General features: G+C 71.9%; 25 protein-coding genes and 2 pseudogenes. 9 read left to right on the top strand and 18 right to left on the bottom strand.

Annotated elements, in window-relative coordinates; all coding sequences use genetic code 11:
- Positions 1-6 precede the first annotated feature (6 nt).
- The gene (locus tag QF027_RS05160) at positions 7-591 is read left to right on the top strand and encodes a DUF4865 family protein (RefSeq protein ID WP_306985566.1); all 585 of its coding nucleotides are present in this window, start codon (positions 7-9) and stop codon (positions 589-591) included.
- Positions 585-1,508 carry a phosphotriesterase family protein gene (locus tag QF027_RS05165; RefSeq protein ID WP_307072929.1) on the top strand — a complete coding sequence of 308 codons (924 nt, stop codon included), beginning with the start codon at positions 585-587 and terminating at the stop codon, positions 1,506-1,508. Before QF027_RS05160 ends, QF027_RS05165 begins: the two co-directional genes overlap by 7 nt.
- Positions 1,509-1,514: 6 nt before the next feature.
- Here the strand turns inward: QF027_RS05165 and QF027_RS05170 are convergent, their stop codons facing one another.
- Complete coding sequence (locus QF027_RS05170; protein WP_306985563.1) at positions 1,515-2,042, bottom strand: SMI1/KNR4 family protein; 528 nt, start codon at positions 2,040-2,042, stop codon at positions 1,515-1,517.
- Positions 2,043-2,077: 35 nt separating this feature from the next.
- The gene (locus tag QF027_RS05175; protein WP_307072930.1) at positions 2,078-3,547 is read right to left on the bottom strand and encodes a ketol-acid reductoisomerase; all 1,470 of its coding nucleotides are present in this window, start codon (positions 3,545-3,547) and stop codon (positions 2,078-2,080) included.
- Between the two features lie 85 nt (positions 3,548-3,632).
- On the opposite strand from QF027_RS05175, the gene ilvY reads away from it, so the two are divergent.
- Entirely contained in the window at positions 3,633-4,496 is an 864-nt protein-coding gene (ilvY, locus tag QF027_RS05180) for an HTH-type transcriptional activator IlvY (protein WP_307072932.1), read from the top strand.
- Positions 4,497-4,526: 30 nt separating this feature from the next.
- Positions 4,527-5,498, top strand: a complete 972-nt coding sequence (locus tag QF027_RS05185) for an NAD-dependent epimerase/dehydratase family protein (RefSeq protein WP_307072934.1) — start codon at positions 4,527-4,529, stop codon at positions 5,496-5,498.
- A gap of 197 nt (positions 5,499-5,695) precedes the next feature.
- Here the strand turns inward: QF027_RS05185 and QF027_RS05190 are convergent, their stop codons facing one another.
- The 4 genes and pseudogenes from QF027_RS05190 to QF027_RS05205 all read right to left on the bottom strand — a co-directional run bounded on the left by QF027_RS05190 (position 5,696) and on the right by QF027_RS05205 (position 8,818).
- On the bottom strand, positions 5,696-6,157 hold the full coding sequence (locus tag QF027_RS05190) for an RpiB/LacA/LacB family sugar-phosphate isomerase (protein ID WP_306985556.1): 462 nt from the start codon (positions 6,155-6,157) through the stop codon (positions 5,696-5,698).
- Between the two features lies 1 nt (position 6,158).
- Positions 6,159-6,881 carry an NUDIX hydrolase gene (locus QF027_RS05195; RefSeq protein ID WP_306985555.1) on the bottom strand — a complete coding sequence of 241 codons (723 nt, stop codon included), beginning with the start codon at positions 6,879-6,881 and terminating at the stop codon, positions 6,159-6,161.
- Complete coding sequence (locus QF027_RS05200) at positions 6,874-8,118, bottom strand: ROK family protein (protein ID WP_307072936.1); 1,245 nt, start codon at positions 8,116-8,118, stop codon at positions 6,874-6,876. Before QF027_RS05200 ends, QF027_RS05195 begins: the two co-directional genes overlap by 8 nt.
- A 36-nt stretch (positions 8,119-8,154) precedes the next feature.
- A pseudogene (locus QF027_RS05205) lies at positions 8,155-8,818 on the bottom strand (alpha-ketoglutarate-dependent dioxygenase AlkB family protein).
- A gap of 68 nt (positions 8,819-8,886) precedes the next feature.
- On the opposite strand from QF027_RS05205, the gene QF027_RS05210 reads away from it, so the two are divergent.
- Both QF027_RS05210 and QF027_RS05215 read left to right on the top strand, forming a co-directional pair.
- Entirely contained in the window at positions 8,887-10,029 is a 1,143-nt protein-coding gene (locus QF027_RS05210) for a methyltransferase (RefSeq protein ID WP_307072938.1), read from the top strand.
- The gene (locus QF027_RS05215) at positions 10,022-10,798 is read left to right on the top strand and encodes a class I SAM-dependent methyltransferase (protein WP_307072940.1); all 777 of its coding nucleotides are present in this window, start codon (positions 10,022-10,024) and stop codon (positions 10,796-10,798) included. Before QF027_RS05210 ends, QF027_RS05215 begins: the two co-directional genes overlap by 8 nt.
- On the opposite strand, the gene QF027_RS05220 is transcribed toward QF027_RS05215, so the two are convergent.
- Together QF027_RS05220 and QF027_RS05225 are read right to left on the bottom strand one after the other, a co-directional pair.
- Positions 10,776-11,627 (bottom strand): class II fructose-bisphosphate aldolase, encoded by an 852-nt coding sequence (locus QF027_RS05220; RefSeq protein ID WP_306985546.1) that lies wholly within the window; start codon positions 11,625-11,627, stop codon positions 10,776-10,778. The genes QF027_RS05215 and QF027_RS05220 overlap by 23 nt on opposite strands.
- An 8-nt stretch (positions 11,628-11,635) precedes the next feature.
- Positions 11,636-12,520 (bottom strand): SIS domain-containing protein, encoded by an 885-nt coding sequence (locus tag QF027_RS05225; RefSeq protein WP_307072943.1) that lies wholly within the window; start codon positions 12,518-12,520, stop codon positions 11,636-11,638.
- A gap of 158 nt (positions 12,521-12,678) precedes the next feature.
- On the opposite strand from QF027_RS05225, the gene QF027_RS05230 reads away from it, so the two are divergent.
- Together QF027_RS05230 and QF027_RS05235 are read left to right on the top strand one after the other, a co-directional pair.
- Complete coding sequence (locus QF027_RS05230; protein WP_307072945.1) at positions 12,679-14,499, top strand: glycoside hydrolase family 15 protein; 1,821 nt, start codon at positions 12,679-12,681, stop codon at positions 14,497-14,499.
- Positions 14,500-14,576: 77 nt separating this feature from the next.
- Positions 14,577-15,455: a PhzF family phenazine biosynthesis isomerase gene (locus QF027_RS05235; RefSeq protein WP_307072947.1), complete on the top strand. Its 879-nt coding sequence runs from the start codon at positions 14,577-14,579 to the stop codon at positions 15,453-15,455.
- A 27-nt stretch (positions 15,456-15,482) separates the two neighbouring features.
- Here QF027_RS05235 and QF027_RS05240 read toward each other — a convergent pair whose 3' ends face one another.
- Positions 15,483-16,454: a hypothetical protein gene (locus QF027_RS05240; RefSeq protein ID WP_307072950.1), complete on the bottom strand. Its 972-nt coding sequence runs from the start codon at positions 16,452-16,454 to the stop codon at positions 15,483-15,485.
- A 241-nt stretch (positions 16,455-16,695) separates the two neighbouring features.
- Here QF027_RS05240 and QF027_RS05245 point away from each other — a divergent pair.
- Positions 16,696-16,944, top strand: a pseudogene (locus tag QF027_RS05245) (heavy metal translocating P-type ATPase); the annotation flags it as partial.
- Positions 16,945-17,015: 71 nt separating this feature from the next.
- Here QF027_RS05245 and QF027_RS05250 read toward each other — a convergent pair.
- From QF027_RS05250 to QF027_RS05290, 9 genes are all read right to left on the bottom strand, one after another.
- Complete coding sequence (locus QF027_RS05250) at positions 17,016-17,609, bottom strand: hypothetical protein (protein ID WP_307072952.1); 594 nt, start codon at positions 17,607-17,609, stop codon at positions 17,016-17,018.
- Positions 17,606-18,472, bottom strand: coding sequence for a carbohydrate ABC transporter permease (locus tag QF027_RS05255; RefSeq protein ID WP_307072954.1), 867 nt, complete (start codon positions 18,470-18,472; stop codon positions 17,606-17,608). The genes QF027_RS05250 and QF027_RS05255 overlap by 4 nt, the downstream gene beginning before the upstream one ends.
- Positions 18,469-19,407 carry a carbohydrate ABC transporter permease gene (locus QF027_RS05260; RefSeq protein WP_306985532.1) on the bottom strand — a complete coding sequence of 313 codons (939 nt, stop codon included), beginning with the start codon at positions 19,405-19,407 and terminating at the stop codon, positions 18,469-18,471. Before QF027_RS05260 ends, QF027_RS05255 begins: the two co-directional genes overlap by 4 nt.
- Positions 19,404-20,687, bottom strand: coding sequence for an ABC transporter substrate-binding protein (locus tag QF027_RS05265; RefSeq protein ID WP_307072956.1), 1,284 nt, complete (start codon positions 20,685-20,687; stop codon positions 19,404-19,406). Before QF027_RS05265 ends, QF027_RS05260 begins: the two co-directional genes overlap by 4 nt.
- A 71-nt stretch (positions 20,688-20,758) precedes the next feature.
- On the bottom strand, positions 20,759-21,508 hold the full coding sequence (locus QF027_RS05270; RefSeq protein ID WP_307072958.1) for a cupin: 750 nt from the start codon (positions 21,506-21,508) through the stop codon (positions 20,759-20,761).
- Positions 21,505-22,431, bottom strand: a complete 927-nt coding sequence (locus QF027_RS05275; protein ID WP_306985525.1) for a DUF6807 domain-containing protein — start codon at positions 22,429-22,431, stop codon at positions 21,505-21,507. Before QF027_RS05275 ends, QF027_RS05270 begins: the two co-directional genes overlap by 4 nt.
- A complete protein-coding gene (locus QF027_RS05280) occupies positions 22,428-23,540 on the bottom strand; it encodes a Gfo/Idh/MocA family protein (RefSeq protein ID WP_307072960.1) in 1,113 nt (370 codons plus the stop codon). The genes QF027_RS05275 and QF027_RS05280 overlap by 4 nt, the downstream gene beginning before the upstream one ends.
- A gap of 228 nt (positions 23,541-23,768) precedes the next feature.
- Positions 23,769-24,386, bottom strand: coding sequence for a TOPRIM nucleotidyl transferase/hydrolase domain-containing protein (locus tag QF027_RS05285; protein ID WP_306985521.1), 618 nt, complete (start codon positions 24,384-24,386; stop codon positions 23,769-23,771).
- A 52-nt stretch (positions 24,387-24,438) separates the two neighbouring features.
- On the bottom strand, positions 24,439-25,224 hold the full coding sequence (locus QF027_RS05290; RefSeq protein WP_307072962.1) for a class I SAM-dependent methyltransferase: 786 nt from the start codon (positions 25,222-25,224) through the stop codon (positions 24,439-24,441).
- Between the last annotated feature and the right edge of the window lie 49 nt (positions 25,225-25,273).

Here is a 25,273-nt window from a genome sequence, read left to right on the forward strand (position 1 = left end):
CATCCGATGCACGCCATGCAGTACGAGCTCACGCTGCCCGCCGACTACGACATGGCCGTCATCCGCGCCCGGGTGGCCCGGATCGGGCATCTGCTGGACGACTGGGAGGGGCTCGGCTTCAAGACGTATCTGATGCGCGAGCGCGGGGTGAACGGCTCGCCCGTCAACCAGTACGCCCCCTTCTACCTCTGGGACACTGTGGAGGGCATGAACACCTTCCTCTGGGGAGGCCCCTTCCAGGGGCTCAGCAACGACTTCGGGCGACCGTCGGTGCGGCAGTGGACAGGTCTGTCGTACGAGGAGGGCGGCACCGTCGGCTCCCCCGCTCGGTCGGCGGTCCGCAGGCGTCAACCGGTGCCCGAGGGCGTGGAGTTGGCGGAGGTGATGGTGGAAGCGGTGGAGGAGACTGAGCGGCTGGCCGGGGAGGACGGCGCGCTGTTCGCGGCGGCCGCCGTGGACACGGCCCGCTGGGAGCTCGTGCACTTCTCGCTGTGGGCGCACGAAGCACCGAAGGCGGACGGCGATCTGTTCGAGGTGCTGCACGTGTCGGCGCCGGGACGGGAGCGGCTGCCGCGGGGGCGTCAGTGGTGAGCGCGGTCGCGGTCCGTACGGTGGCCGGGGACGTCCCCGCCGAGGCGCTCGGCGTGTGCGACGCGCACGACCATCTGTTCTTCGGCAGCCCCCGACTGCCGGGGCAGGAGCTGCGGAGCGTCCCGGCGGCGCGGGCCGAGCTGACGGCGTTCGCCGCGCAGGGCGGTGGCGCCGTGGTGCAGTGGACACCGTACGGGCTGGGCCGGCAGGCCGACGAGTTGCCGACGCTGTCACGGGAGACCGGGGTGCGGATCGTCGCCGCGACCGGGCTGCACCAGGCCGTCCACTACGACGACGCCACGCTCGCCGGGTTGCGCGGCCGGCTGGCCGACGTGTTCGTCACCGAACTGACGGAGGGCATCGGGCCGTCGGGGGTCCGCGCGGGGCTGATCAAGGTGGCGGGCGGGTTCCACGCGCTGGACGCGCACGCCCGCTGGACGATGGCCGCGGCGGCCGAGGCGCATCACGCGACAGGGGCGCCGATCGCCGTCCACCTGGAGCTGGGGACCGGTGCTCTGGACGTACTGGAGCTGCTGTGCGGGGAGTTGGGGGTGCCGCCGCAGCGCGTGATCCTCGGGCATCTCAACCGCTCCCCCGACTTCACGGTGCACCGCCAGGCCGCGGCGTCGGGCTGCTATCTCGCCTTCGACGGGCCCTCGCGCGCCCACCACGCCACGGACTGGCGCATGCCCGACGCGGTGCGGGAGCTCGCGGACGCCGGGCACGGCGACCGGCTGCTGCTCGGCGGCGACACCACGACCGCGGCGGCCCGCTCGGTCAACGGCGGCCCGGGGATGCCGTATCTGTTACGCCGGGTGCGGCCGCGGCTCACAGCCGACCTGGGTGAGGAACTGGTGCGGCGCATCCTCGCCGACAACCCTGGCCGAGCCCTGGCCGTGGAGTGGAGCCGACCATGACGCCGCTCACCGGCAGAGCGCGTCGATGTCCTCGGAGAAGGTCGGGAACTCCGCCTGGGCGGTGGTGACGATGTCCCGGGTGGTGCGGCGCGGGGTGGTCGCGTGGCGTTCGGCGAGTGCGGTCAGCGTCGCGCTCGGACGGCCCTCGTACTGCTCGAGATCCACGACCTCCAAAGGCCCGAGGCCATCGGCGAGCACCCACAGGAAGTCGGACAGGTTCGCCGCCACCACACCGCGCTCGCCCTCCGAGCCCAGGAACACCACGGGTTGCTCGACGAGGGGCCGCCCCGGCCGCACACACCACAGGGCGGCGAGGCCACCGGTGCCGTCCTGTCCGAAGACCCGGTAGGCGTCGCCGTCCAGTTGGTGGTTGCCGGTCCAGTGGCGCAGCCAGTCGGTGGTCTCCTCGGCGGCGTCGAAGGCGTCGTACGGCTCGAAGTCGACACCCTCGCCGTCGTCGTAGTCGAACTCCACGCGGGCCACGTCGGCCAGGGCGGCCGGAAAGGCGCGGTCGCCCTCAGTCGTCTCGATCATGCCCAGGAGGCTAATCGCCGCCACTGACAACGGCCCTATGCCACCGAGATGTCCACCGTGGGCCGCAGTTTCGCCGCCGCGGCCAGCGCCTCGTGCGCGGGGTGGCCCACGAAGGCCGCCACCAGGCTCTCGTCCGCCGGGAGTTCGGCGGCCGGGTAGGCGATCTGCTCGTAGGCGGCCTGGAAGCGCGGCCCCCAGCGGCGGGCGCCGAGCCGGGCCGTACGGGAGCAGTTGTCGACCATGTGGGCCACGTCACGGGCGTGCATGTAGGGCAGGAGGGAGTCGACGGCCTCGATGACGGACTCGTTGACGATCTCGGACCAGGGGTGGCCGCGCTCGGTGAACTCGTCGATCTGGGCGACCATGGTGGCGACGAAGACCCCGGCGGTGAACGGCTCGACGGGCAGTTCGCGTTCGTCCCGCCGCGCCCGTACCTTCTCACCGGCGCCCCACATGGGCGAGGCGCCGATCTCACTCATCGCCCGCGCTCCGAGCCGGCGTTCGGCCAGGATCACGCTGCGCAGCTCGGTGCCGTCGGCGACCTCGTCGTAGATCTCCGCGACGATCTCGCGAGCGGGCCCGTACGTCGCCGTGTACGCCCGGTCGAAGACCTCCCGGCCGGACGGGGAGAGGCCGTCGCGGACCGCCCGCAGGCCCGAGCGCGAGATGGTGCGGGCGATCGGCCCGGTGACGTTCTCGCAGGACCTCTCGTACGCCGTCACCTCGTCGTCCCCGGCCAGGCGGTACCGCGTGTACAGCGTCTCGACGATGCCGTGCACGGCGCCGAGCAGGATCGCGCGCTCGCCGACGATGTCCGAGAGGTACTCGCTGTGCAGCGTGGTCCGGAAGGTGTACGGCGATCCGAGCGCCACCGACCAGCCGAGCGCGAGGTCGACCGCCCGGCCGTCGGGGTCGGCGTGCACGGCGAAACTGCTGTTGATCCCGGCGCCGTTGACATCGGCGCCCTGCTGGTAGAGACGCCGCACGGAGTCGCCCATGCCCTTGGGGCACACGGCGATCACTGGATGGCCGGCCGGGAACTCGCCGCCGGTCTCCCGGAGATGGCCGAGCAGGAAGCCGTGCGAGAGCCCGATGGCCGCGCCGGGCTTCAGCACCCCGAAGATCTCCTGGTGGTGGGCGGCGAGTGCCGCGTCCGCGATCAGCAGCACGACCAGGTCGCTGTCGGCGGTGATCGCGAGCCAGTCGCCGAGCGTGCCGTTCTCCTCGGTGAAGCCGTGGGCGCGCGCGTCGGCGGCCGAGCGGGAGCCGGGGCGCAGGCCCACGGCCACCCGGATGCCGGTACCGGCGAGGGAGTCGCGCAGGTTGAGGGCCTGGGCGCGGCCCTGCGGTCCCCAGCCGAGCACACCGATGCGGCGGACCCCGGTGAAGGCCTGGGGCAGCAGGGGGAACAGGTGCCGGCCGCCGCGCAGGACGGTCTCCGTGCCGCCGGGGACGTCCATGGTTTCGAGGGCGAAGACGCCGGAGGTGTACGTGGTGGAGGTCATGGTGGAGTTGTAGGCTCCGGCCGGGCATTGCAGCAAGCGCAACTTTCGCATCGCACTGTTGCATGACCTGAAAGGCCGAGGTCACATGGACGATCACCGGGAGTTGCGTCTCTTCCTGCACCTCGCGCAGACGCTGAACTTCGGCCGGACCAGCCTCGACTGCCATGTCAGTCCGGCCACGCTGACGAGGACCGTGCAGCGGCTGGAGGCGGGCCTCGGGCATCGGCTGTTCGACCGCGGCCCGCGCGGGGTGTCGCTGACCGCGCAAGGGCACCGCTTCCGCGCATACGCCGTCCAGGCGCTTGAGCTGTGGCGCGCCTACCGCGAGGAGCACCCGGACCCGGCCGAACTGACCGGCCGACTCGCCATGTTCGCGACGGTGACCGCCTGCCAGTCCCTGCTGCCCGACCTGTTGGCCCCGTTCCGCGCGGCCCATCCCCAGGTACGGCTGGACCTGCGCACGGGTGACGCGGCGGCCGCCCTGGCCCGCCTTGACGAGGGCGAGGTGGACGTGGCCGTGGCGGGAATCCCGGCGCGGTTGCCGGAAGGGCTGGTGAGCCGGACGGTCGCGGTGACCGACCTGGTCCTCGTCACCGCGCGGGACCGTCCTGACCCCGATCTGGACGGGCCGTTCGTCCTCCCCCACCGCGGGCTCGTCCGCGAGGCCGCCGACCGCTGGTTCCGCGCCCGGGGCACGGTCCCCGACGTGGCCTGCGAGCCCGACGGTCACGAAGGACTGCTGACGCTGGTCGCCCTGGGCTGCGGCACGGGCGTGGTCCCCCGCCTCGTACTGGAACACAGCGCGGTGCGCGAACGGCTGACAGAGGTTCCCGCCGATCCACGGCCCGAACACTTCGCGATCGGTCTGTGCGTTCGGCGGTCCGATCTGCGCCGACCGCTGGTGGCGGCGCTGTGGAGCCTGACGGTGTCGCCGGATACTCCTACCTGACACTGACCTGCTCGACCTGAGGGGAAACGTATGCGAGTCGTCGTCATCGGCGGAAGCGGCCACATCGGCACCTTCCTCGTCCCCCGCCTGGTGCAAGCCGGCCACGAAGTGATCACCATCAGCCGTGGCTCCCGCACGGCCTACACCGAGGCTGCCGAGTGGCAGCAGGTGCGCCAGGTCGTCGCCGACCGGCAGCAGGAGGACGCCGAGGGCACCTTCGGAGACCGGGTGGCCGGGCTGGCCCCGGACGCCGTGATCGACCTGGTCTGCTTCACCCTGGAAGCGGCCACCGCACTGGTCGAGCGGCTGCGCGGCGAGGTCGGACACCTGCTGCACTGCGGCACCGTGTGGCGTTTCGGCCCCAGCGACAAGCTGCCGATCTCCGAGACCACGGGCACCGCGCCGATCGGGGAGTACGGCATCCAGAAGGACCGGATCGCCCGGATGCTGAAGGAGGAGACCGCTTCCGGGGGTCTGGTGACCACATCCCTGCACCCCGGGCACATCGTCGGTCCGGGCTGGCACCCGATCGGTCCGCTGGGAAACCTCGACCCGGCGGTCTGGTACGCCCTCTCGGCCGGACAGCCGCTGCCGGTCCCGGGGATCGGGGTCGAGCTGATGCACCATGTGCACGCTGACGATGTCGCCCAGGCCTTCGAACGGGCGGTCGAGCACCGGGACGCGGCGGCGGGAGAGGACTTCAACGTCGTCGCCCCCACTGCCCTGAACGTCCGGGGGTACGCCCGCATCGCCGCCGGCTGGTTCGGTCGGACCGCGTCGCTGGAGCCGGTCACCTGGGAACAGTTCCGCCGGACCACGGCCCCGGAGCACGCCGAGGCGAGCTGGGAGCACCTCTACCGCAGCCAGTGCCTGTCCATCGAGAAGGCCAGGACCCTCCTCGGCTACGCGCCGCGCTACGAACCGGAGGCCGCCGTACTGGAGTCGGTGCGATGGCTGATCGACCACGAGGAGCTGAAGGTGGCCGGCCCGCTCAGCGTCTGACCGGACGCGCGCTTCCAGGCCCGGTCGTCACCTTCCCGTCGTCCGCCCGGAGGGCCGCGCGGCGGCGATGGGGGCCCTCCCGCGCGAGCGTAGGGGAGCGTGCGATCGCAAGGCACCGGAGCGCCGTCGTGGCGGAGCCACGTCGGCGGTTCGGCAACGCGGCGAGCGCGCGTGCCAGGCGTCGCGCGGCAGGCGGGTCACGGCCGGGCCTGGGCCCGGCCTGCGTCCAGGCGTCCCACCCGGGCCACGTTCTCCCGGTCCTCGGCGTCCTCGCTCGCCTCGGCGGTGAACCAGGCGTCGAGGATCTCCTTGAGGAGTGGCTCGGAGGTGAGGCGGAGACTGAGGGCCAGGACGTTGGCGTCGTTCCAGCGGCGGGCGCCGTCCGCCGTGTAGGCGTCCGTGCACAGGGCGGCCCGTACGCCCGGGACCTTGTTCGCGGCGATGGAGGCGCCGGTGCCGGTCCAGCAGCACACGACGGCCTGGTCGGCCGTCCCCGCGGCCACCTCACGGGCGGCGGCCTCGGAGCAGGCGGCCCACTGCGGGTCGGCGCCGGGGCTCAGGGCGCCGTACGCGACCACGTCGTGGCCACGTGCGCGCAGTTCGTCGACGAGGGTGCGCGCGACTGGTTCGTCCATGTCCGAGGAGACGGAGATCCGCATGTCACGAGCCTACTCGGCGGCTCGCCCAACGAACGACGGGATCCAGGTGGCCCACGTGCGGACCGGCGAGGTCCGGCAGTTCGGCCGGTGAACCGACGAGGGCGATCCGGTCGAACTCCGACGCGCGTCCCCGTGCCGTCTCCGCGGCCACCAGAGCCATGAAGCTCTCCTGCAAGAAGGACGCGGGCAACGACGGCGCCAGATAGTGGACACCGACCTGTCCGTCCTCGCCATGCGTCACCAGACACCGGGTGAGGTCGGCGGCCGGGATGTCGACGCCCGTCTCCTCGGCCAGCTCCACCGCCGCGTGGCGGCGCAGTGCGGGCTCGTCCAGGGGCTCGTCGCCGGTGGGCGGTTCCACCGATCCGCCGGGGAACTGCCAGCGGCCGGGCGCGGCGGTGGACGAGGACATACGGCCCACCAGCACGCGTCCGTCGTCCGCCGGCTGCACCACGCTGACGAAGAGGGACCGCGGGGCGGTGGCGCCCGGGATGCGGCGCAGGGCGAAGTACCGATAGGTCACCCGGGACCAGGAGACGAGCAGGTCGTCCGGGGCCTCCCGCGAGAGCCCCGCGCACACCGCCACCGGACCGTCGAAGAGGGCCGGGTTGGCCAGGACGGCCTCGTCCCACTCGCGGTCCATGGCCGTCCGCAGCTCGGCCGGGACCACCGGGGGCGCCACCTCGACCAGGCGGAGTCCCTCGGCCTCCAGCAGGTCAGCCACGGGTCAGCGCCCCCAGCGGATCGTCCAGCACCGGCTGCCACGCCAACTCGGCCGCTCCCACCAGGCTGTTGTGGTCGAGGGTGCAGGCCAGGATGGGGACGCCGCCGCTCTGCCCCCACAGGCTGCGGTCGGCGACGACGGCCCGCAGACGCGTGGGGTCGGCGTCCAGCAGGGTGCGGTGGAGGCCGCCGAGGATGATGCGGTCCGGGTTGAGGATGTTCACCAGGCCGGCGAGACCGAGGCCCAGGCGGTCGATGAGGGCCTCGGCGGCGGTGCGGACGGCGGGATCGTCGTAGTGGTGCCGGACGAGGTCGTTGGCCTGCTGGAGCAGGGAGAGCTCGGGGCCGGGGGCGAGTCCCGCCGCCGTGAGGAACGCCAGCGGGTCCGCCTCGACGTCAAGACAGCCCCGGCTGCCGCAGTGGCAGGGGCGGCCCTCGGGGTTCACGGTGAGGTGGCCGACTTCCAGAGCCAGGCCCGAACTCCCCGTGTGCAGACGCCCGTCGAGCACCAGCGCGCCGCCCACGCCCCGGTGCCCGGTCGCCACGCACAGCAGGTCCCGGGCGCCGCGGCCCGCGCCGTGCCGGTGCTCGGCGAGCGCGGCGAGGTTGACGTCGTTGGCCGCGAAGGCCGGTCCGGTGATGCCTGCGGCACGCACGCACTCGTCGAAGATACGGCGGACGGGGGCGCCCGCGGGCCAGGCGAGGTGCAGGGGGTTGAGGGCGAGGCCGTCGGGTTCGGCGACCGCGGACGGCACGGCGAGCCCGGCGCCGACGCAACGTCTGCCGGTGGTGCGCAGCAGGTCGGCGCCCGCCTCGACGACGGAGCCGAGGACCTTCGCCGGGTCGGCGTCGACCGTCTCGCAGCCGGGGGCGGTGGCGACGATACGACCGCCCAGACCGACCAGGGCGGCCCGGAAACCGTCGGCGTGGACCTGCGCGGCCAGCACGACGGGACCGTCCTCGGCGACCGCGAGACGATGCGAGGGCCTGCCCTGCGAACCGGCGGCCGCGGTGGGCCGGGCGTCGACGCGGATCAGCCCGAGCGCCTCCAGCTCGGCGGCGACCGCCCCGGCCGTCGCCCGCGTCACCCCGAGTTCGGCGGTGAGCACGGCCCGGGTGGGCGCGCGGCCGGTGTGCACGAGCTCCAACGCGGGCCCGAGCGCACCACGCCCCCGGTCCAGCCGCGTCCTCGAGGTGGTTCCTTCCCCCGCCGGCCGGGGGTCCGCCTTGCCGCTCATGAGGGCGAGTCTCCCATGATCCGTTCGTGATGGAGCTCAGAGCCCGCTGACCCGCAGCGTGATGTTCAGCCGTCCCGTCAGCCCCAACTCGGGCGGCGCGGTGCCCGGATGCACACGGGGGACGCCGTGGTACGCGAGTCTCGACGGGCCGCCGAAGACGAACAGGTCCCCACTGCGCAGTTCGACGTCCGTGTAGGGCCGGGTCCGGGTCTCGGGGTTGCCGAAGCGGAAGACGCACGTGTCGCCGAGGCTCAGGGAGACCACGGGAGCGTCCGACTTCTCGTCGCTGTCGCGGTGCATGCCCATGCGGGCGTCGCCGTCATAGAAGTTGATCAGTGCGATGTCGTACGCCGCCTGCTGCGGACCGAGCGCGTCGCGCACCGCTTCCCGGCCCAGCTCGCCCAGCCAGTGCGGGAAGGGCTTCACCGGTGCCCCGTCGCCGTCGACGACCGTGCGGGCGTAGCCGTACGGGTACCAGTGCCGGCCGAGGCAGACCTGCCGCGCGGTCATCGTGCCGCCGCCCGGGGTGCGGACCGTGCGCAGTCCTGCGGGCGGGCGGCGCGCCCTCCCCCAGAGGGGGCACCCCCACCCGGCAGGCCTCCAGCAGGCCGCGCTGCCGCCCCGGCTCCAGCCAGCCCGGCACGTGCACCGCACCCGGCGCGACCTCCGCGCGGGGTCGGGGGAACAGCTCGGCATCCATGGGTTCCATCCTGCCCGAGCGGGCCTGAGCTGCGCCTCCGATAGCCTGGACGCACGATGGACGACCGTATGACGACCCCCTGGGGCGAGCTCGCGCTCACCCGTTTCCCCGAGGACCCGCGCGACCTGCTGCGCGCCTGGGACGCCTCCGACGAGTATCTGCTGAGGCATCTCGCGGCGGAGGACGTGGCCCTGTCCGGCACGGTCGTGGTGGTCGGAGACCGCTGGGGCGCGCTGGCCACCGCCCTGGCACCGCACCGGCCGGTCCAGATCACCGACTCCTTCCTCAGCCAGCAGGCGACCCGCGCCAACCTCGAACGCGCCGACGTCGAGCCCGGCACCGTCCAGCTGCTCACCACACAGGACCCACCGCCCGGCCGCGTCGACGTCCTGCTGGTGCGCGTGCCGAAGAGCCTGGCCCTGCTGGAGGACCAGTTGCTGCGGCTGGCGCCCGCGGTGCACGAGGGCACGCTCGTCGTCGGCACCGGCATGGTGAAGGAGATCCACACCTCGACGCTCCAGCTGTTCGAGCGGATCCTCGGGCCGACCCGCACCTCGCTGGCCGAGAAGAAGGCCCGACTCATCTTCTGCACACCGGAGCCGTCGCTCGAACGGCCCGCCAACCCCTGGCCGTACGGCTACACCCTTCCGGACGGCATCGGTGCCGTCTCCGGGCGGGCCGTCGTCAATCACGCGGGCGTCTTCTGCGCGGACCGGCTCGACATCGGCACCCGGTTCTTCCTCCAGCACCTCCCGAAGAGCCGTGGCTCGCAGCGGATCGTGGACCTGGGCTGCGGCAACGGCGTCGTCGGTACGGCGGTGGCCCTGGCCAACCCCGAGGCCGAGGTGCTGTTCGTCGACGAGTCCTTCCAGGCCGTGGCCTCGGCGGAGGAGACGTACCAGGCGAACGGCGTGCCGGGGCACGCGGAGTTCCGGGTCGGGGACGGTCTGGCGGGGGTCCCGGCGGGCAGCGTCGACCTCGTTCTCAACAACCCGCCCTTCCACTCCCACCAGGCGACGACCGACGCGACGGCCTGGCGGATGTTCACCGGAGCGCGCAGGGCGCTACGGCCCGGCGGCGAACTGTGGGTGGTCGGGAACCGCCATCTCGGCTATCACGTGAAGCTGCGGAAGCTGTTCGGCAACAGTGAACTCGTCGCCGGCGGGCCGAAGTTCGTGGTGCTCAAGGCGGTGAAGGAGTCGGGTGTCTGATCCCTCGGTGCGGGCCTTCTACGACGCGCTGGCCCCGGACTACCACCGGATCTTCGCGGACTGGGATCTGAGCATGGCGCGTCAGGCGGCTGTGCTCGCAGGGCTCGTGCGGGAGGCTCTGGGGCCGGGGCCGCACCGCGTCCTGGACTGCTCGTGCGGCATCGGGACCCAGGCGATCGGACTGGCCCTCGCGGGGCACCGGGTCGTCGGCAGCGATCTCAGTCCGGTGGCCGCCGCACGTGCCGCCCAGGAGGCCGCGGCCCGCGGGACACTGTTGCCGGCCGCCGCCGCGGACATGCGCCGGCTGCCTTTCGTGTCGTCCGTCTTCGACGTCCTCGTCTGCGCCGACAACTCGCTGGCGCATCTGCTGACGGCCCCGGACGTGGAGGCCGCGCTCGCGGGCATGCGCAGGGTTCTGCGGGACGGCGGTCTGCTGGTGCTCACCCTTCGGGACTACGACGAGATCCGGCGGACCAGACCCGGCGCCCCGCCTCCGCAGGTCTCCGAGGACTCCGGCGGCCGGCTGATCACCTTCCAGCTGTGGCAGTGGCACGAGGACGGCGAGCGCTACGACCTGGAGCACTTCCAGCTTACGGACGGCGGCGGGGACGACTGGGCCGTCCGCGTCCGCCGTACGACCTCCTGGGCCCTGCCCCGCTCACAGGTGACGGAGTTCGTGACCGCGGCCGGTTTCGCCGAGGTGCGGTGGCACGATCCGGCCTCCAGCGGGTTCTACCAGCCCGTCCTCACCGCCCGAGCAGCTGGATGATCCGCCGGGCCGCGTCGGCCATGGCGTCCCGCCCGGCACTCAGGTAGGTGCGGGAGTCCACCGCCTCGGGGTGAGCCGCCAGGAACTCCCGGATCGCGCCGGTCATGGCGATGTTCAGCGCGGTGCCGACGTTGACCTTGGCGATGCCGCCCGCGACGGCCGCGGTGAGTTCGTCGTCGCGGACTCCGGAGGAGCCGTGCAGGACGAGGGGCACGCCCACGGTCGTGGTGAGGCGTTTGAGCAGGTCGTGGTCGAGGGTGGCGGTGCGTTCGGTCATCGCGTGGGCGCTGCCGATGGCCACCGCGAGGGCGTCCACGCCGGAGTCGATGACGAAGGCGCGGGCCTCGGCGGGGTCGGTGCGGGCGCCGGGGGCGTGGGCGTCCAGCGCGGGTCGGCCCTGCTTCCCGCCCACTTCCCCCAACTCGGCCTCGATCCAGAGCCCTTGGGAGTGCGCCCAGTCGGCCGCCGCCCGGGTGGCGGCGAGGTTCTCGGCGTAGGGCAGGTGGGCCGCGTCGTACATCACGGAGCCGAAGCCGGCGTCGGCCGCCTGGCGCAGCAGGTCGTCGCGCTGGACGTGGTCGAGGTGCAACGCGACGGGGACGGCGGCGCGTTCGGCCGCGACGACGGCGGCGCGAGCGAGCGGGAGGAGCCGGCCGTTGCGGAACTTGACGGCATTCTCGCTGACTTGGAGGACGACGGGCGCCTCCAGGGACTCGGCGCCGGCGATGACGGCCTCGACGTGTTCCAGGGTGATGATGTTGAAGGCGGCGACGGCGGAGCGGGTGGTGGCGGCGCGGGTGACGAGCTCGCCGGCGGTGACCAGGGGCACGACGTCTCCTAGGGGCGGGCGAGGATAACCGAGCGGGTGAGGTGGCGGGGCTGGTCCGGGTCGAGACCGCGGGCCCCGGCGACGGCGACCGCGAGGCGCTGCACGCGGACCAGCTCGGCGAGGGGGTCGAGGGTGCCCGGCACCCACAGTCCGCCGGTCTCCCGGACCTGTTCGGCCAGCCCCTCGGGGGCCGCGCCGAGCATCCAGGTGGCGGTGCCGTGGGTGGTGATGCTGATGGGGCCGTGCCGGTATTCCATCGCCGGGTAGGCCTCGGTCCAGGCGAGGGAGGCCTCGCGCATCTTCAGCCCGGCCTCGTTGGCCAGCCCCACCGTCCAGCCCCGGCCGAGGAAGGTGAACTGCGTGCATGTGACGAGGCCTTCGGGCAAGGGATTCGTGAGTGCGGTGCGGGCGTCGGCGACGACGGCGTCGGTGTGCAGGCCGAGGTGGGCACGGAGCAGGGTGAGGGCGGTGGTCGCGAACCTGGTCTGGACGACGGAGCGTTCGTCGGCGAAGTCGAGGACGACGACCTCGTCGGCGGCGGCCACGACGGGAGTGGCGGGGTCGGCGGTGAGGGCGGTCGTGCGGGTGCGCCCCTTCAACTGACCGAGCAGGTCCAGGACTTCGGTCGTGGTGCCGGAGCGGGTGAGGGCGACGACACGGTCGTACGAGCGGCCCTGCGGGAACTCCGACGCGGCGAAGGCGTCGGTCTCGCCCTGGCCCGAGCCCTCCCGCAGCGCCGCCACGGCCTGCGCCATGAAGTACGACGTGCCGCATCCGACGATCGCGACCCGCTCCCCGGCGGCCGGAAGCGCGTGGGCGTGGCCCGCGGCCTCCGCTGCCGCCCGGGTCCAGCACTCGGGCTGGCTGGTCAGCTCGTCCTCGACATGAGTCATGCCGTACCCCTCTGTCACTTTGATTGCTCTTGCAAGATATAGCCGTCTTTCGAGCATAATCAAGCATACGTGGGCAGGAGTGGTGCGCCCCGCGGTGCGAGGGCTGTTTCCGTGACACCCGCGACCGATCCTCATAGGGTGATCCCCAGGAGGCTGCGATGAGCGGATCACCCAGGGATCGCACGGGCTACCTGCCGATCGCCGAGCACGGCCTGATCGGCGATCTGCGCAGCGTGGCACTGGTCGGGACCGACGGCACCATCGACTGGTACTGCTGCCCGGACTTCGACGCGCCGAGCGTCTTCGCGTCGATCCTGGACGCGGAGCGGGGCGGCTGCTTCGAGCTCGCGGCGACCGTGCCGGCGCGGACCAAGCAGTTCTACTTCCCCGACACCAACGTCCTGATCACCCGTTTCTACACCGAGGACGGCGTGGGCGAGGTCCAGGACTTCATGCCGGTCGACGGCGACCCGGTGGAGACCGAGCGGCACCGGCTGATCCGGCGGGTGGTGTGCGTGCGCGGCTCGATTCCCTTCCGGACACGCGTGGCGCCACGTTTCGACTACGGCGCCCAGCCGCACACCCTCCGCATGGTGGGGGACGTCGCGGTCTTCGAGTCACCCAAGCTGTCGCTGGGCCTGACCGCGACCGTGCCGCTGGAGACCGAAGGCCCGGACGTGTGCGCCGACTTCAAGCTCTCCGAGGGCGAGTCGGCGGTGTTCGCGCTGGACCAGGTCGGCGGCGAGGTGACCCCCCGCCGGTGTGCGCGCACCGAGGCCGAGGAGCAGTTCAACAGCACGGTCGCCTACTGGCGGCACTGGCTGTCCGCCTCCAAGTACCGGGGCCGCTGGCGGGAGATGGTGCACCGCTCCGCCCTCACCCTCAAACTGCTCACCTACGCGCCCACCGGCGCCATCGTGGCCGCGCCGACGACGAGCCTGCCCGAACAGCTCGGCGGCGAGCGCAACTGGGACTACCGGTACGTGTGGGTGCGCGACGCCGCCTTCTGCGTGTACGCCCTGCTGCGGCTCGGTTTCACCAGCGAGGCCGAGGCGTTCACGGAATTCCTCATCCGGCATGTCAGTCCGGACGGCCACGGTCCCTCCGGGCCCCTCCAGATCATGTACGGCATCGACGGCCGTACCGATCTGACGGAGCGTGAACTCGGCCATCTGGAAGGCCATCGGGGCTCCGCGCCGGTCCGGGTCGGCAACGCCGCCGCCGACCAGCTCCAACTCGACATCTACGGCGCCCTGATCGACTCGATCTACCTGTACGACAAGTGGGCCAAGCCCATCTCCAGTGACCAGTGGGACGACGTGTGCACGCTGGTGGACTGGGTGTGCGAGCACTGGGACCAGCCCGACGAGGGGATCTGGGAGACCCGCGGCGGCCGCAAGAACTTCCTGTACTCGCGGCTGATGTGCTGGGTGGCGATCGAGCGGGCGATCCGCATGGCCAACCGGCGCGGGCTGCCCGCCGACCTGAACCGCTGGCGGGAGTGCCGCGACACGATCTACCGGCGGATCATGAAACGCGGCTGGTCGGAGACCCGGCAGGCGTTCGTCCAGCACGAGGACGGCGATGTGCTCGACGCGGCCGTGCTGATGATGCCGCTGACCAAGTTCATCGCGCCGACCGACCCCAAGTGGCTGTCCACGCTGGACGCGCTGACCGAGGAGCTGGTGTCGGACTCCCTCGTCTACCGCTACGACCCGACGGCGAGCCCCGACGGACTGCGCGGGGACGAGGGCACCTTCTCCATCTGCTCGTTCTGGTACGTCGAGGCGATGGTGCACGCCGGCCGGATCGACGAAGCACGGCTTGCTTTCGAGAAGATGCTCACCTACGCCAACCATCTGGGCCTGTACGCCGAGGAGATCAGCAACACCGGCGAGCAACAGGGCAACTTCCCGCAGGCGTTCACCCATCTCGCCCTGATCAGCGCGGCCTTCAACCTGGACCGGGCCCTCGGCTGAGGACCCGGGCCGGGCGTCGGTGCCGCTCCTGGAACTGACGGGGAATAGCCGTCGACCGGCCCCACGTTGCCGCCAGCATGACGACGAACGCGCCGCGGCCCGAGGTCCTGCGATACACCGCCTTCTCCAGCACCCCTGAGGGCGGCAACCCCGCCGGCGTCGTCCTGGACGCCACCACCCTGGACGACGGCGACATGCTGGCCATCGCCGCCGAGCTCGGGTACTCGGAGTCGGCGTTCCTGACCGCGCCCCCGGCGGGGCTCGACGGGCCGGAGGGACGGACGTTCACCATCCGTTACTTCAGCCCCAAGGCCGAGGTGCCGTTCTGCGGGCACGCCACCGTCGCGACCGCCGTCGCGCTGGCCGAGCGGATCGGCCCGGGTGAGCTGGTGTTCGCCACGCGCGCCGGCACCGTGCCGGTCGCGGTGGCCGAGGAGGGCGGGACGGTCAGGGCCACGCTCACCAGCGTCGAACCGCACGTCGAGGAGATCGCCGAGGCCGACCTCACGGAGGCACTCGCCGCGCTCGACTGGCCCGCCACCGATCTCGACCCGGCGTTTCCGCCCCGGATCGCGTTCGCCGGCGCCCGCCATCTCGTCCTCGCGGCGGCGACGCGCGCACGCCTCGCGGATCTGGCGTACGACTTCCCGCGCCTCGAAAACCTGATGCACCAACTGGACCTGACCACCGTTCAGTTGGTGTGGCGGGAGTCGGCCACCGTGTTTCACGCCCGTGACCCGTTCCCGGTCGGCGGCGTGGTCGAGGACCCGGCGACCGGCGCCGCGGCCGCCGCGTTCGGCGCGTACGCCCGTGACCTCGGCCTGGTGCCGGAGGACGCGGTCCTCACCCTGCACCAGGGCGAGGACCTGGGCCGCCCCGGCGAACTCACGGTGACCCTGCGCGCGGGCGACCCCCGTGTCCGGGTCGGGGGTGCCGGGACCCTCATCGGACAGTAATCGGCGGGGCGGGCTCGTCCCTGAACGTCAGTGACCGTGGTCGCCCGAGGACTCGTGGGGGGCCTCTCCGGAGGCCTCTTCCCCTGTCGCCACTCCACCCGCACGGACCGTGAACGCGGCGGTGTGCACCTTGCCCTCGTGCTTGAAGTCGAGGAAGAGCCGGTAGGTGCCGCTGCTGGGCGCCGTGGCCGTGAAGGAGATGTCCGGGCCGGGCTCGGTCGAGCCGCCGCCGGGTTCACCGCCCGGGTGGACGTGGAGGTAGGCGAGGTCGCCGGACCGCAGGGCGACCAGGTGGCCGTAGGCGCCGAGATAGGGCTGGAGATCGGTGACGGGCCTGCCGTTGCGGGAGACCGTCAGCTTCAGCTCGCGGGCGGCGCCGGGGCGCAGGGCTCCGCCCAGCTTCACCTCGTAGCCCTCGGTCCTGGCCGTGGTGTCCGGCGCCGGCAGGTTCCGCGGCGCGTAGGTGCCCGAGACGGCCAGATCCGCGCCCAGGGTGAGGTTCTCGGCACCCTTCTTCTCGGGGGTGAAGTCGGCGAAGACCCGGTAGCCGCCCGCACGGGGCAGCGACACGGGGATGCTCCAGGTGCCGTCGGCGGCCCGGGTGGGGTGCAGATGGCGGTAGGTGTTCAGGTCGCGTGAGGCGACGATGAGGTGCAGTTCCTTGTCGTGTTCCCGGCGGAAGGCGGTGACCGCGCGGCCGTCTTCGCCCCGGATGGCGAAGCGGAGGTCGGCGGTGCGTCCGGCCGCGAGGCGCGGGGTCCGCAGGTCGAGGGTGTAGCCGTTCTCGGAGATCTGTAGTCCGCCGACGGGGGGCGACTCGTGGCCCGAGTGCCCGGAGCTCTCCGAGGGCCCTGACTCGCTGTCTCCCGTGTGCACGTCATGGCGGGCGGGCGCCTCGTCCTCGGTCACGGGCCCCACGCTCTGGCCCACGCCGTAGGCGGTGCCGAACGTCGCGGCCAGTGCGGCCGCGAATGCGGTGATCCTCAGTCCAGCGTGCATGGCCGGCTCCTCCTGGTCGGTATGCGGCTCTCGATGCACTTCACCATACCCCTGGGGGGTACCTAGTCAAGCCGCTCGACCAGCTTGCTCCAGATACCCATGGGGGGTATATAGGAGTCGCGACCCACCATACCCCCACCTGGTATCTAAGAGGAGCAGCCATGACCACCACCGCAGCAGCCGGGACCGAGCTGGCCATCGGCGGCATGACCTGCGCCTCGTGCGCGGCGCGCATCGAGAAATCGAGGCGGGCGATCTGCCCCCCGTCCGGGGCGACCTGCGGGCGGCGGCGGACGCCATCCGGCTCGCCCGCCGCACCCTCGGGACGATCCGGTCCAACCTCTTCTGGGCCTTCGCCTACAACGTGGCCGCACTGCCGCTGGCGGCGGCCGGACTGCTCAACCCGATGCTCGCGGGGGCGGCGATGGCGTTCTCGTCGGTGTTCGTGGTCGGCAACTCGCTGCGGCTGCGGTCGTTCCGGGCCGCCTGACCTGGCCGACCGGGCGGGCAGGGGCTCCCAAACCAGGAGTCCCTGCCCGCCCGTCTCTCAGCCGGACGTCCTCACCGCCTGGCAGTGAGCCGGACGTTTACGGCGGTGAGCGCGAGCGCCAACGGTCCGGGCACCAGGAAGGCCAGCGGCACCAGCATCCACGCGCACAGGGCCGCCGTGGCCACGGCGAGCAGCACCAGGGCGCTGCCGCCGACATCCCGCACGGCGTCCCGGGCGGCCTCCCGCACGGCGGCCGGCCAGTCGGTGAGCGACTCGGGGCGGGCGCAGGCCCGCAGGCCCACCACCAGGGCGACCGCACCGATGCCGACGGCCGGCACCGCGAACAGCGGCGCCCCCGGCAGCCCGGCCCCGGCGAGCGCCAGGTCTGCCAGGAAGAGCAGCGCACCGGCCAGGGCGACGGCGCCCGCCCCCAGGTCACCGGCCCGCAGCCGACGTCGTAGGGCCGCGAAGTACCGGCCGGCGGTGGCCGGTCGCCCCTCCCCCGCGCCCCGCAGGACCGCGCACGCGGTCGACAGCGCGGCCGGGGCCGTCACCACGGGCAGGCAGACCAGGGCCGTTGCCAGGCCCACACTCAGCATGTCGGCGAACAAGGTCATCCTGGGCCCGAAGACCTCGCCCGGTTCACGAGCGCGCATCCCGCTCATCCCTTGAGTCCCGAGCTCGCCATACCCTCCACCAGGAACCGCTGGAAGGCGAGGAAGAACAGCACGATCGGCAGCAGCGCGATCACCGACATCGCGAACATCGGGCCGAACGCCGACTGGCTGGAGGCGTCCACGAACGACCTGAGGGCGAGCGTGAGCGTGAACTTGTCCGGGTCGAAGAGGTAGATGAGCTGGGTGAAGAAGTCGTTCCAGGTCCAGATGAAGGTGAAGATCGCCGTGGTGATCAGCGCGGGCCTGGTCAGTGGCAGCACGATCTGGAAGAAGCTGCGGAAGGGCCCGCAGCCGTCGATGCGGGCGGCCTCCTCCAGCTCACGTGGCAGACCGCGCATGAACTGCACGATGAGGAAGACGAAGAACGCCTCCGTGGCCAGGAACTTGGGCAGGATCAGCGGCCAGTAGGTGTTCACCATGCCGAGCTTGTTGAAGATGATGTACTGCGGGATCAGGATCGCGTGGTGCGGCAGCATGATCGTGGCGATCATGAAGGCGAACATCGGGCCACGGAAACGGAAGCGCAGTCGGGCGAAGGCGTAGGCGGCGAGCGAGCAGCTGATCACGTTGCCGAGGACCGCGCCACCCGCGATCAGCAGCGAGTTGGACAGCAGCCGCCACACGGAGACGTCGTTGACGCCGTCGAAGGCGGTCTCGTAGTTGGACCACTCGAGGTGGCTGGGCAGCAGGTCGAGGCTGGCGATCACCTCGTCGGCCGGCTTGAGCGAGGTGGCGAGCAGCCAGGCCAGCGGGTAGAGCATCACGAGCAGGGCAGCCAGACAGCCGAGGTGCAGGGCGACCCGTCCCCAGCGAACGGGCTTGCGGGCGGCGGCAGTTGATACGGAGGTCATCGGTCCCCCTCGGACGCGTAGAAGACCCAGGAACGCGAGGTGCGGAACAGCACCGCCGTGACGACGCCGATGACGAGCAGCAGCACCCAGGCCATGGCGGAGGCGTAGCCCATGTGGGAGGCGACGAAACCGCGGTCGTAGAGGTACATCGTGTAGACGAGCGTGGAGTCGGCGGGGCCGCCCTTGCCCGCGCTCACCGCGAAGGCGGGTGTGAAGACCTGGAAGGCCTGGATGGTCTGGAGGACCAGGTTGAAGAAGAGCACCGGGGACAGCATGGGCACGGTGACGGACAGGAACTGCCGCCATGTCCCGGCCCCGTCGACGGCCGCCGCTTCGTAGAGCTCGGCGGGTATCTGCTGCAGACCCGCGAGGAAGATGACCATCGGCGCCCCGAACTGCCACACCGTCAGCAGCGCGACGGCCAGCAGCGCCCAGCCGGGCCTGTTGACCCAGCCGCCGGTGCCGAAGAGGTTGTCCACGGTGCCGCCGTCGTTGAAGACGGCTCGCCAGACGAGGGCGATGGACATGGAGGCGCCGAGCAGCGAGGGGGCGTAGAACGCGGACCGGTAGAAGGCCTTGCCGCGTTTCATGGACTTCAGGGCGAGCGCGACGACCAGCGCGAGGGCCAGTTGGAGCGGCACCGCTATGACGACGTACATCAGGGTCGTCGTGACGGAACGCCAGTAGCGCGGGTCCTCGGTGAACATCTGCGTGTAGTTGCGCAGGCCCACCCAGTGGGGCGGGTCGAAGAGGTTGTAGTCGGTGAAGGACAGGTACAGCGAGACGGCCATCGGCAGCAGGGTGAGGACGCTCGCGCCGAGGACCCACGGGGAGAGGAACACCCAGGCGGCGCCCTGGCGTTCGCGCTTGGTCCGGCGTTTCGTGGTGGGGGCGGTGGCGCGCTTCTCCCCCGTCGGGATCGCGGTGGTGGTCATGACCTCAGCTCCGCCTTCGCCTCGGTGACGTAGTTCTCGGCCGCCTCGCGGGGCGTCATGCGCTCGTAGGACACCTGGTCGTAGTCACGCTGGAAGGTGGTCTGCAGGGCGTTGTCGCCGGAGGGTGGGGCCTGTGGCGGATCCTTCAACGTCCCTTCCAGGGAGGCTTGGTAGTCGGCGACCGTCTTGTCGAAGTCCTTGAGGAGGGGTGCTGTCTCCCTGCGGATGGTCTCGTTGACGGGGATGCCGCGGGTGGCGCCGAGGATCTTCGCCGCGTCCTGGTCGTTGAGGAGGAAGTCGACGAGCTGGGCGGCCGCCTCGGCGTGGCCGGTGTGGGCGGAGACACCGAGGAACATCGACGGCTTGAAGTACTGCCCCGGCGTGCCGTCGGAGCCGGACGGCATGGGCGCCAGCGCGATCCCCGTCGGAATGATCGCGAGGTAACCGCTCGACGGGGCGTCCCAGTTGGTGTCGGAGACCGCCTTGCCGCGGCCCAGCGGGGTGTTCTCCACGGAGCCGTCGAGCTGGGTGGTCTGCTCGGCCGGGGAGACGGCTCCCTCGCGCCTCAGCCGGTCGGTGAAGGTCCACCACCTGGTGAGGTCGGCGGCGGTGAAGCCCAGTCCGCCCTCCTTGGTGTAGAGGGCCTTGCCCTGCCCGCGCAGCCAGACCTCGAAGGCGTCCTCGCTCTGACCGGGATCGGTGGCGCCGGGTTCGCCGGTCTTCTTCTTGAGCGCGCGCACCGCCTGGGCCCAGTCGTTCCAGGTCCACCCCTGCGCGGGGAGCGGCACTCCGGAGGCCTTCCAGGTCTTGACGTCGTAGACGACGGTCTCGGTGCCCCGGCCCTGCGGGATCGCGTACTGGGTGCCGTCCACGCGGCCGGTGGCGAGCAGCCCGGAGTCGATCTCGGAGGTGCGCAGTACGGCCTTCTGTTTCGCCAGGTCGAGCAGGACCCCGCCGGAGGCGTACTGGTCGATCTGGCGGTAGTCGAGCTGCATCACGTCGGGTGCGTCGCCGCCCGTGGCCTGGACGGCGAGCTTCTGCTTGTAGGCGTCGTAACCCGAGAACGACGTCTGCACCTGTACGTTCGGGTGCTGTTTCTCGAACAGGGCGACGGCCTGCTCGGTGCGCTCCGCGCGGTCGGGGTTGCCCCACCACGTGTAGCGGAGCACGGCCTTGCCGCCGCCGACCGATTCCCCGGAGCCCCCGCAGCCGGCCGCCAGCACGCAGAGCGCGAGTGCGACGGCCGAAGCGCAGAACCCCTTTGTCCTGTGTCCGGGCATGCCGAGGTCACCTCATCCCTTCCTCGGACTTTCTACGGCCCCCCTCGTAACTCCCCCCAGAACAAACGGTGTTACTCGCCGCCGTACGGCAGTGTCGTGCCCGGCAGGTTGTACTCGTCGCGTCGGCCGCACATCCCGAAGCCGCCGAGCCGGGTCGGCGCGGCCGCGTGGGCGGTCGCCTCGCCGAGGTACGACGGTTCACCGGCCGCCAGTGCGTCGAGCTGGACGCCGGTGCGCTCCGCGGTGGCCAGGGCACCGGTCCGCCACAGCTCGCGCCAGGTGGGCACCTTGTCCTGTACCAGGCGGGCGGCGGTCCGCTGGAACTCCAGATACGGGCCGTTGTCTCCGGCGACCAGTGCCTCGCGCAGGCCGAGGTAGCCCTCGACGGCGAGGTCGCGGCGCCGGCGGGCGGCCGCGGCCGTCTCCGGTCCCGTACCGGGCGGGAGCCGGGCGGCCTCGGCATACCGCGAGGGGTCGGCGAGCACCTCCGGTGGGAAGGTGAAGACGGCGTCCCCGGCCTCGGGCAGACCGCTGTTCTGCATCAGCACGGTGATGCGCAGATCGCCGCCCTGGACCATGCGGTGCACGGTGCCCGGTGTGAACCAGGCGATCGAGCCCGGCTCCAGGGGGATCTCCCGGTAGCCGTCGGGACTCAGCGTCTGCACCGCGCCCCGGCCGCCGGTGACGACGTAGGCCTCCGTGCACACCAGGTGCAGATGCGGGCTGCCGCCGCAGACGCCGTCGGCGGCCTCCCAGTCGTAGGCGCTCAGGTGGGACAGGCCCACGGCGCCCGGCAGCGGGTGGGGAAGGCCGGGCTTCACCAGGACAGGCCTTCCAGACAGGAGGACACGCGGTCCTCGTCCCAGGCACCGTCGGCCACGACCAGCCGGTAGCGGTACGCGAAGGACTCCCCCGGCGGCAGCTCGAACTCCTCGAAGAACGCCCAGGAGAACGCGACCGTCGGGAAGGGCTCGGAGCGCACGAACCAGTGCGACTCGTGGATCGCGGTCTGCGGGTCGAGGTTCTCGGGAGCGTGCGCGAAGACGAGCGTGGAGTGGGCGTCCACGTCGTCGTGCTCGGTGGTGAAGGCCAGCCAGGGGCTCTGGCTGCCCATCAGCTTGTCCGCGTCGCCGTCCGTGTCCGGGGCGAAGACCGACCCACCGGTGAAGTCGCGGGGGCCGCGCCACTGGAGTCCGGTGTAACCCGCCATCTCACGGCCCGCGGTGGTGGGGGAACCGAAGGCCAGCGGCTCGTCGCGGGTGTTGGTGAGGCGGATCGACCAGTCCAGCGCCCAGGAGCCCGCCTCCTCGTCGACCGAGTGGACGGTGATGCCGCGGACTTCGCGCGCCCACTCGCTGCCGCCGTGCTCCACCCAGGTGAGCTCCTCGGCGACGGTGAGCCGGTCGTCGTCGACCGACAGCACCGGGAAACCGTCGTGCCGCATCGAGCCGACGCGCTCCGGCAGGGGCAGATAGCCCTGCCCGTGGACGTAGCAGTTGCCGCCCCAGAAGTTCTGCCCCGACAGATGGCTCGCGGTCATCTGCAGACCCTTGTGCCAGCGGTGGTCGTTGGGACGGTAGCCGGTCACCGTGCGGCCGCCGAGGGTGCGCACCGGGTGCGCGTAGGGCTTCTTGGCCTCGAAGGCCTCGGGGTCGGGTCGGTAGACGTAGCGGAGGATCTCCGTGCCGTTCGCCGCCTCGACGGCGATGTGCTCGCCGTGGACGTGGCTGACGCGGATGCTCATGCGCGCTCCTTGGGGGCCCAGTGGGGGTGGTCGCCGTGCATGGCCGAGTAGAAGGGGTCGCCCGGCGCGATCTCGCCGGCGTGCACGGGCCGGCCCGTGAACGCGGACTTGTAGAGCGCTGCGGCGAACTCGAGGGTGGCACGCGCGTCGGCGCCGCTGCCGGGAGGCCTGACACCGTTGTCGTACGCGTCGAGGAGCGCGCCGAGCTGGGCCCCGTGCGAGCTGGGCACGTCGGCGGCGGGCGTACGCCAGGCGTCGACGCGGTCGGCGGCCACGTGGGGGGCGGGTGTGTAGGTCCAGTCCTGGTTGCGGTGCCCGTACAGATGGGTGAGTTCGACGGTCGCGTCGGCGCAGTCGATGCGGATGCGGCTCACCTCGTCGGGTGACAGCACACTGTTGACGACGGTGGCGAGGGCGCCGTTCTCGAACCGGACGAGGGCCGTGGAGACGTCCTCGCTCTCGGTGTCGTGGACCAGCCGGGCCGCCATCGCGCGGATCTCCGCCCATGGGCCGAGCAGGTGCAGCAGCAGGTCGTACTGGTGGATGCCGTGGCCCATGGTGGGGCCGCCGCCCTCGCCGGCCCACGTGCCGCGCCACGGTACGGCGTAGTAGGCGGCGTCCCGGTACCAGGTGGTCTGGCAGTGCGCGACGCGGGGGGCGCCCAGCTCGCCGCTCGTGATCAGCTCGCGCGCGTGGACGGCGCCGGAGCCGTAGCGGTGCTGGAAGACCACGGAGGCGTAGGCCCCGGACGCCTCCTCGGCCGCCGCGATCTCGTCGTACTCGGCGAGCGACAGGGTCAGCGGCTTCTCGCACAGCACCCAGGCGCCCGCCTTGAGGGCGGCCACCGTCTGTTCCCGGTGCAGCGACGGCGGGGTGCCGATGAGGACCAGGTCGGGGCGTGCGGCGTCCAGCATCTCGGCCATGGAGGTGTAGCCGGCGACCTCGCCGCCCGCGAGTTCCCGGAAGGCGTCGAGCCTGCCCTGGTCCACGTCGACGGCGGCGACCAGTTCTGTGCGCTCGGCGTGGGCCCTGAGCGCGGACAGATGGCTGCCGCTGACGATGGCGCCGGTGCCGACCACGGCTACGCGGCGGCGGGCTGGACGGGGCATACGGTCCTCCTCGGACGTCCGGCAAGGGGACGCTGACGTGCGGGGAAAGCGCTTGCTCTCCCGGAGTCGACCCTAGATCCCCGGCGATTGTCCTAACAAGACCCCGGGCGGTGATATCGGTGAACACGCCACGCACACAGCTCGTTCACTTGCCTGACTCAAGTAATTTCGAGCGTGCTCGCCTCCGCACACGCCTCCTGGCGTTCCGGGTGTGCGACAGAGCCCCGGTCAGAGAGCCGCGAACAGGTCGTCGAGCGGGGCGGGCACGCGGTCGGGGTCGAGCGCCTCGACGAGGACGCGACCGTAGTGGATCTTGCGTCCCTTCTTCGTACCGAGGAAGCGCCGCAACTGCTGCTGAGCAGGGCGGCCCTGCTGGGCGGGCTGGGACAGGAAGGTCTCCAGGGGCCGCAGGTCGCCCTCCTCGCGCACGAGTTCCTTCACCCGTGCGACACCCAGCGCGCGGATGAGCTCGTCCTCCAGGTCCGCCGCACAGACGAAGTACCCGTCCGGCTCCGCGCCGGCCCGCTCCCAGCCCCGGGCGTAGAAGGGCCGTTCCCTCTCGTCGCACAGTCCCGTCAGACGCAGGCCCAGGCCTGACGGGCCGAGAAGGCCCGCGAAGCGGCCGACGCTCATCGCCCCGCCCATGGCCAGGACGCAGAGCCCCTCGGCGGCGAGGTCCCGGCCACGGCTCGCGGCCAGCGCGTCGACCGCCGCCACGTCGCTCGGCCCCTCGAGCAGGACGACGGTCCTGACGGACAGCCGCGCGGCCAGTTCGCGTGCCCGGTCGCCGGGGCCACCGGCCGCCCACGCCGTGACCGCGTCCCGGAACTCCCCCATGTCAGCCATGAGAGGAGTCTGTGCCCTCACCGGCCCCGGCGACAGGCAATTTCGGCCGCACTCACCGGCTCGCGTCCCCGTGGGTCACGCGGATCTTGGACTGGCCGTGCGGGAGTTCCTCCCAGTCGTCCATGAACCGGGCCCGCAGTCCGTGCTTCTCGGCCAGCCCGACGAGCGTCTCGACGCGGTAGTAGAAGTCCTCCCGGAGTACGTGGTGCTCCTCGCCCTCGGTGCGGTCGAAGGTGAAGTCGAACCAGCCGCCCGGGGCGAGCACCCGGCCGACGTTGGCCAGACACTCCTCGATCACCGGGAGCGGCGAGTGCGAGAAGACGCTGTGCGCATGGACGACGTCGAAGTGGGCGTCCGGCAGGAACCGCAGCGTCAGGTCGCGCACCGGGGTGAGGTTCGGCAGCCGCTTCTGAAGGGACATGTCGACGATCGTGTCCTGCGCGGCGAAGAGGATGTCGGGCGAGATGTCGATGCCGTGGTAGTGCCCGGGCTCCAGGTGGCGGATGAACCGCCAGCCGCCGCGCAGGTTGCCGCAGCCGATCTCCAGCATGCGGTGCTCGGGGCGCAGCCCGTGGCCGAGGAGGTAGTCGAACTGCATCGCCCCGAGCGCCAGCCAGCGCTCCCGGTTGCGGCTGCCGACGGCCGCGTCCGGGTCGGTCCGGGTGTCGGAGCGCATCACGGCGCGGTAGTAGGAGATGTGGTCCGGATGCCGGTGACGCAGCCACAGGTCGCGGGCGGCACGGGCCACATGGCGGGGCACGCGGTCGGGGTGACGCAGGGCGTAGCCGACGCGGTGGCCGAGGGCGGCGCGGTTGGCAGTGAGGTTCTTGGCGGGCATCGTGAGGCCTTTCGCAGGTCGTCGCTCTGCTGCCAGCCTGGGTGCGGAG

Source organism: Streptomyces canus, assembly GCF_030816965.1.
Classification (GTDB): domain Bacteria; phylum Actinomycetota; class Actinomycetes; order Streptomycetales; family Streptomycetaceae; genus Streptomyces; species Streptomyces canus_E.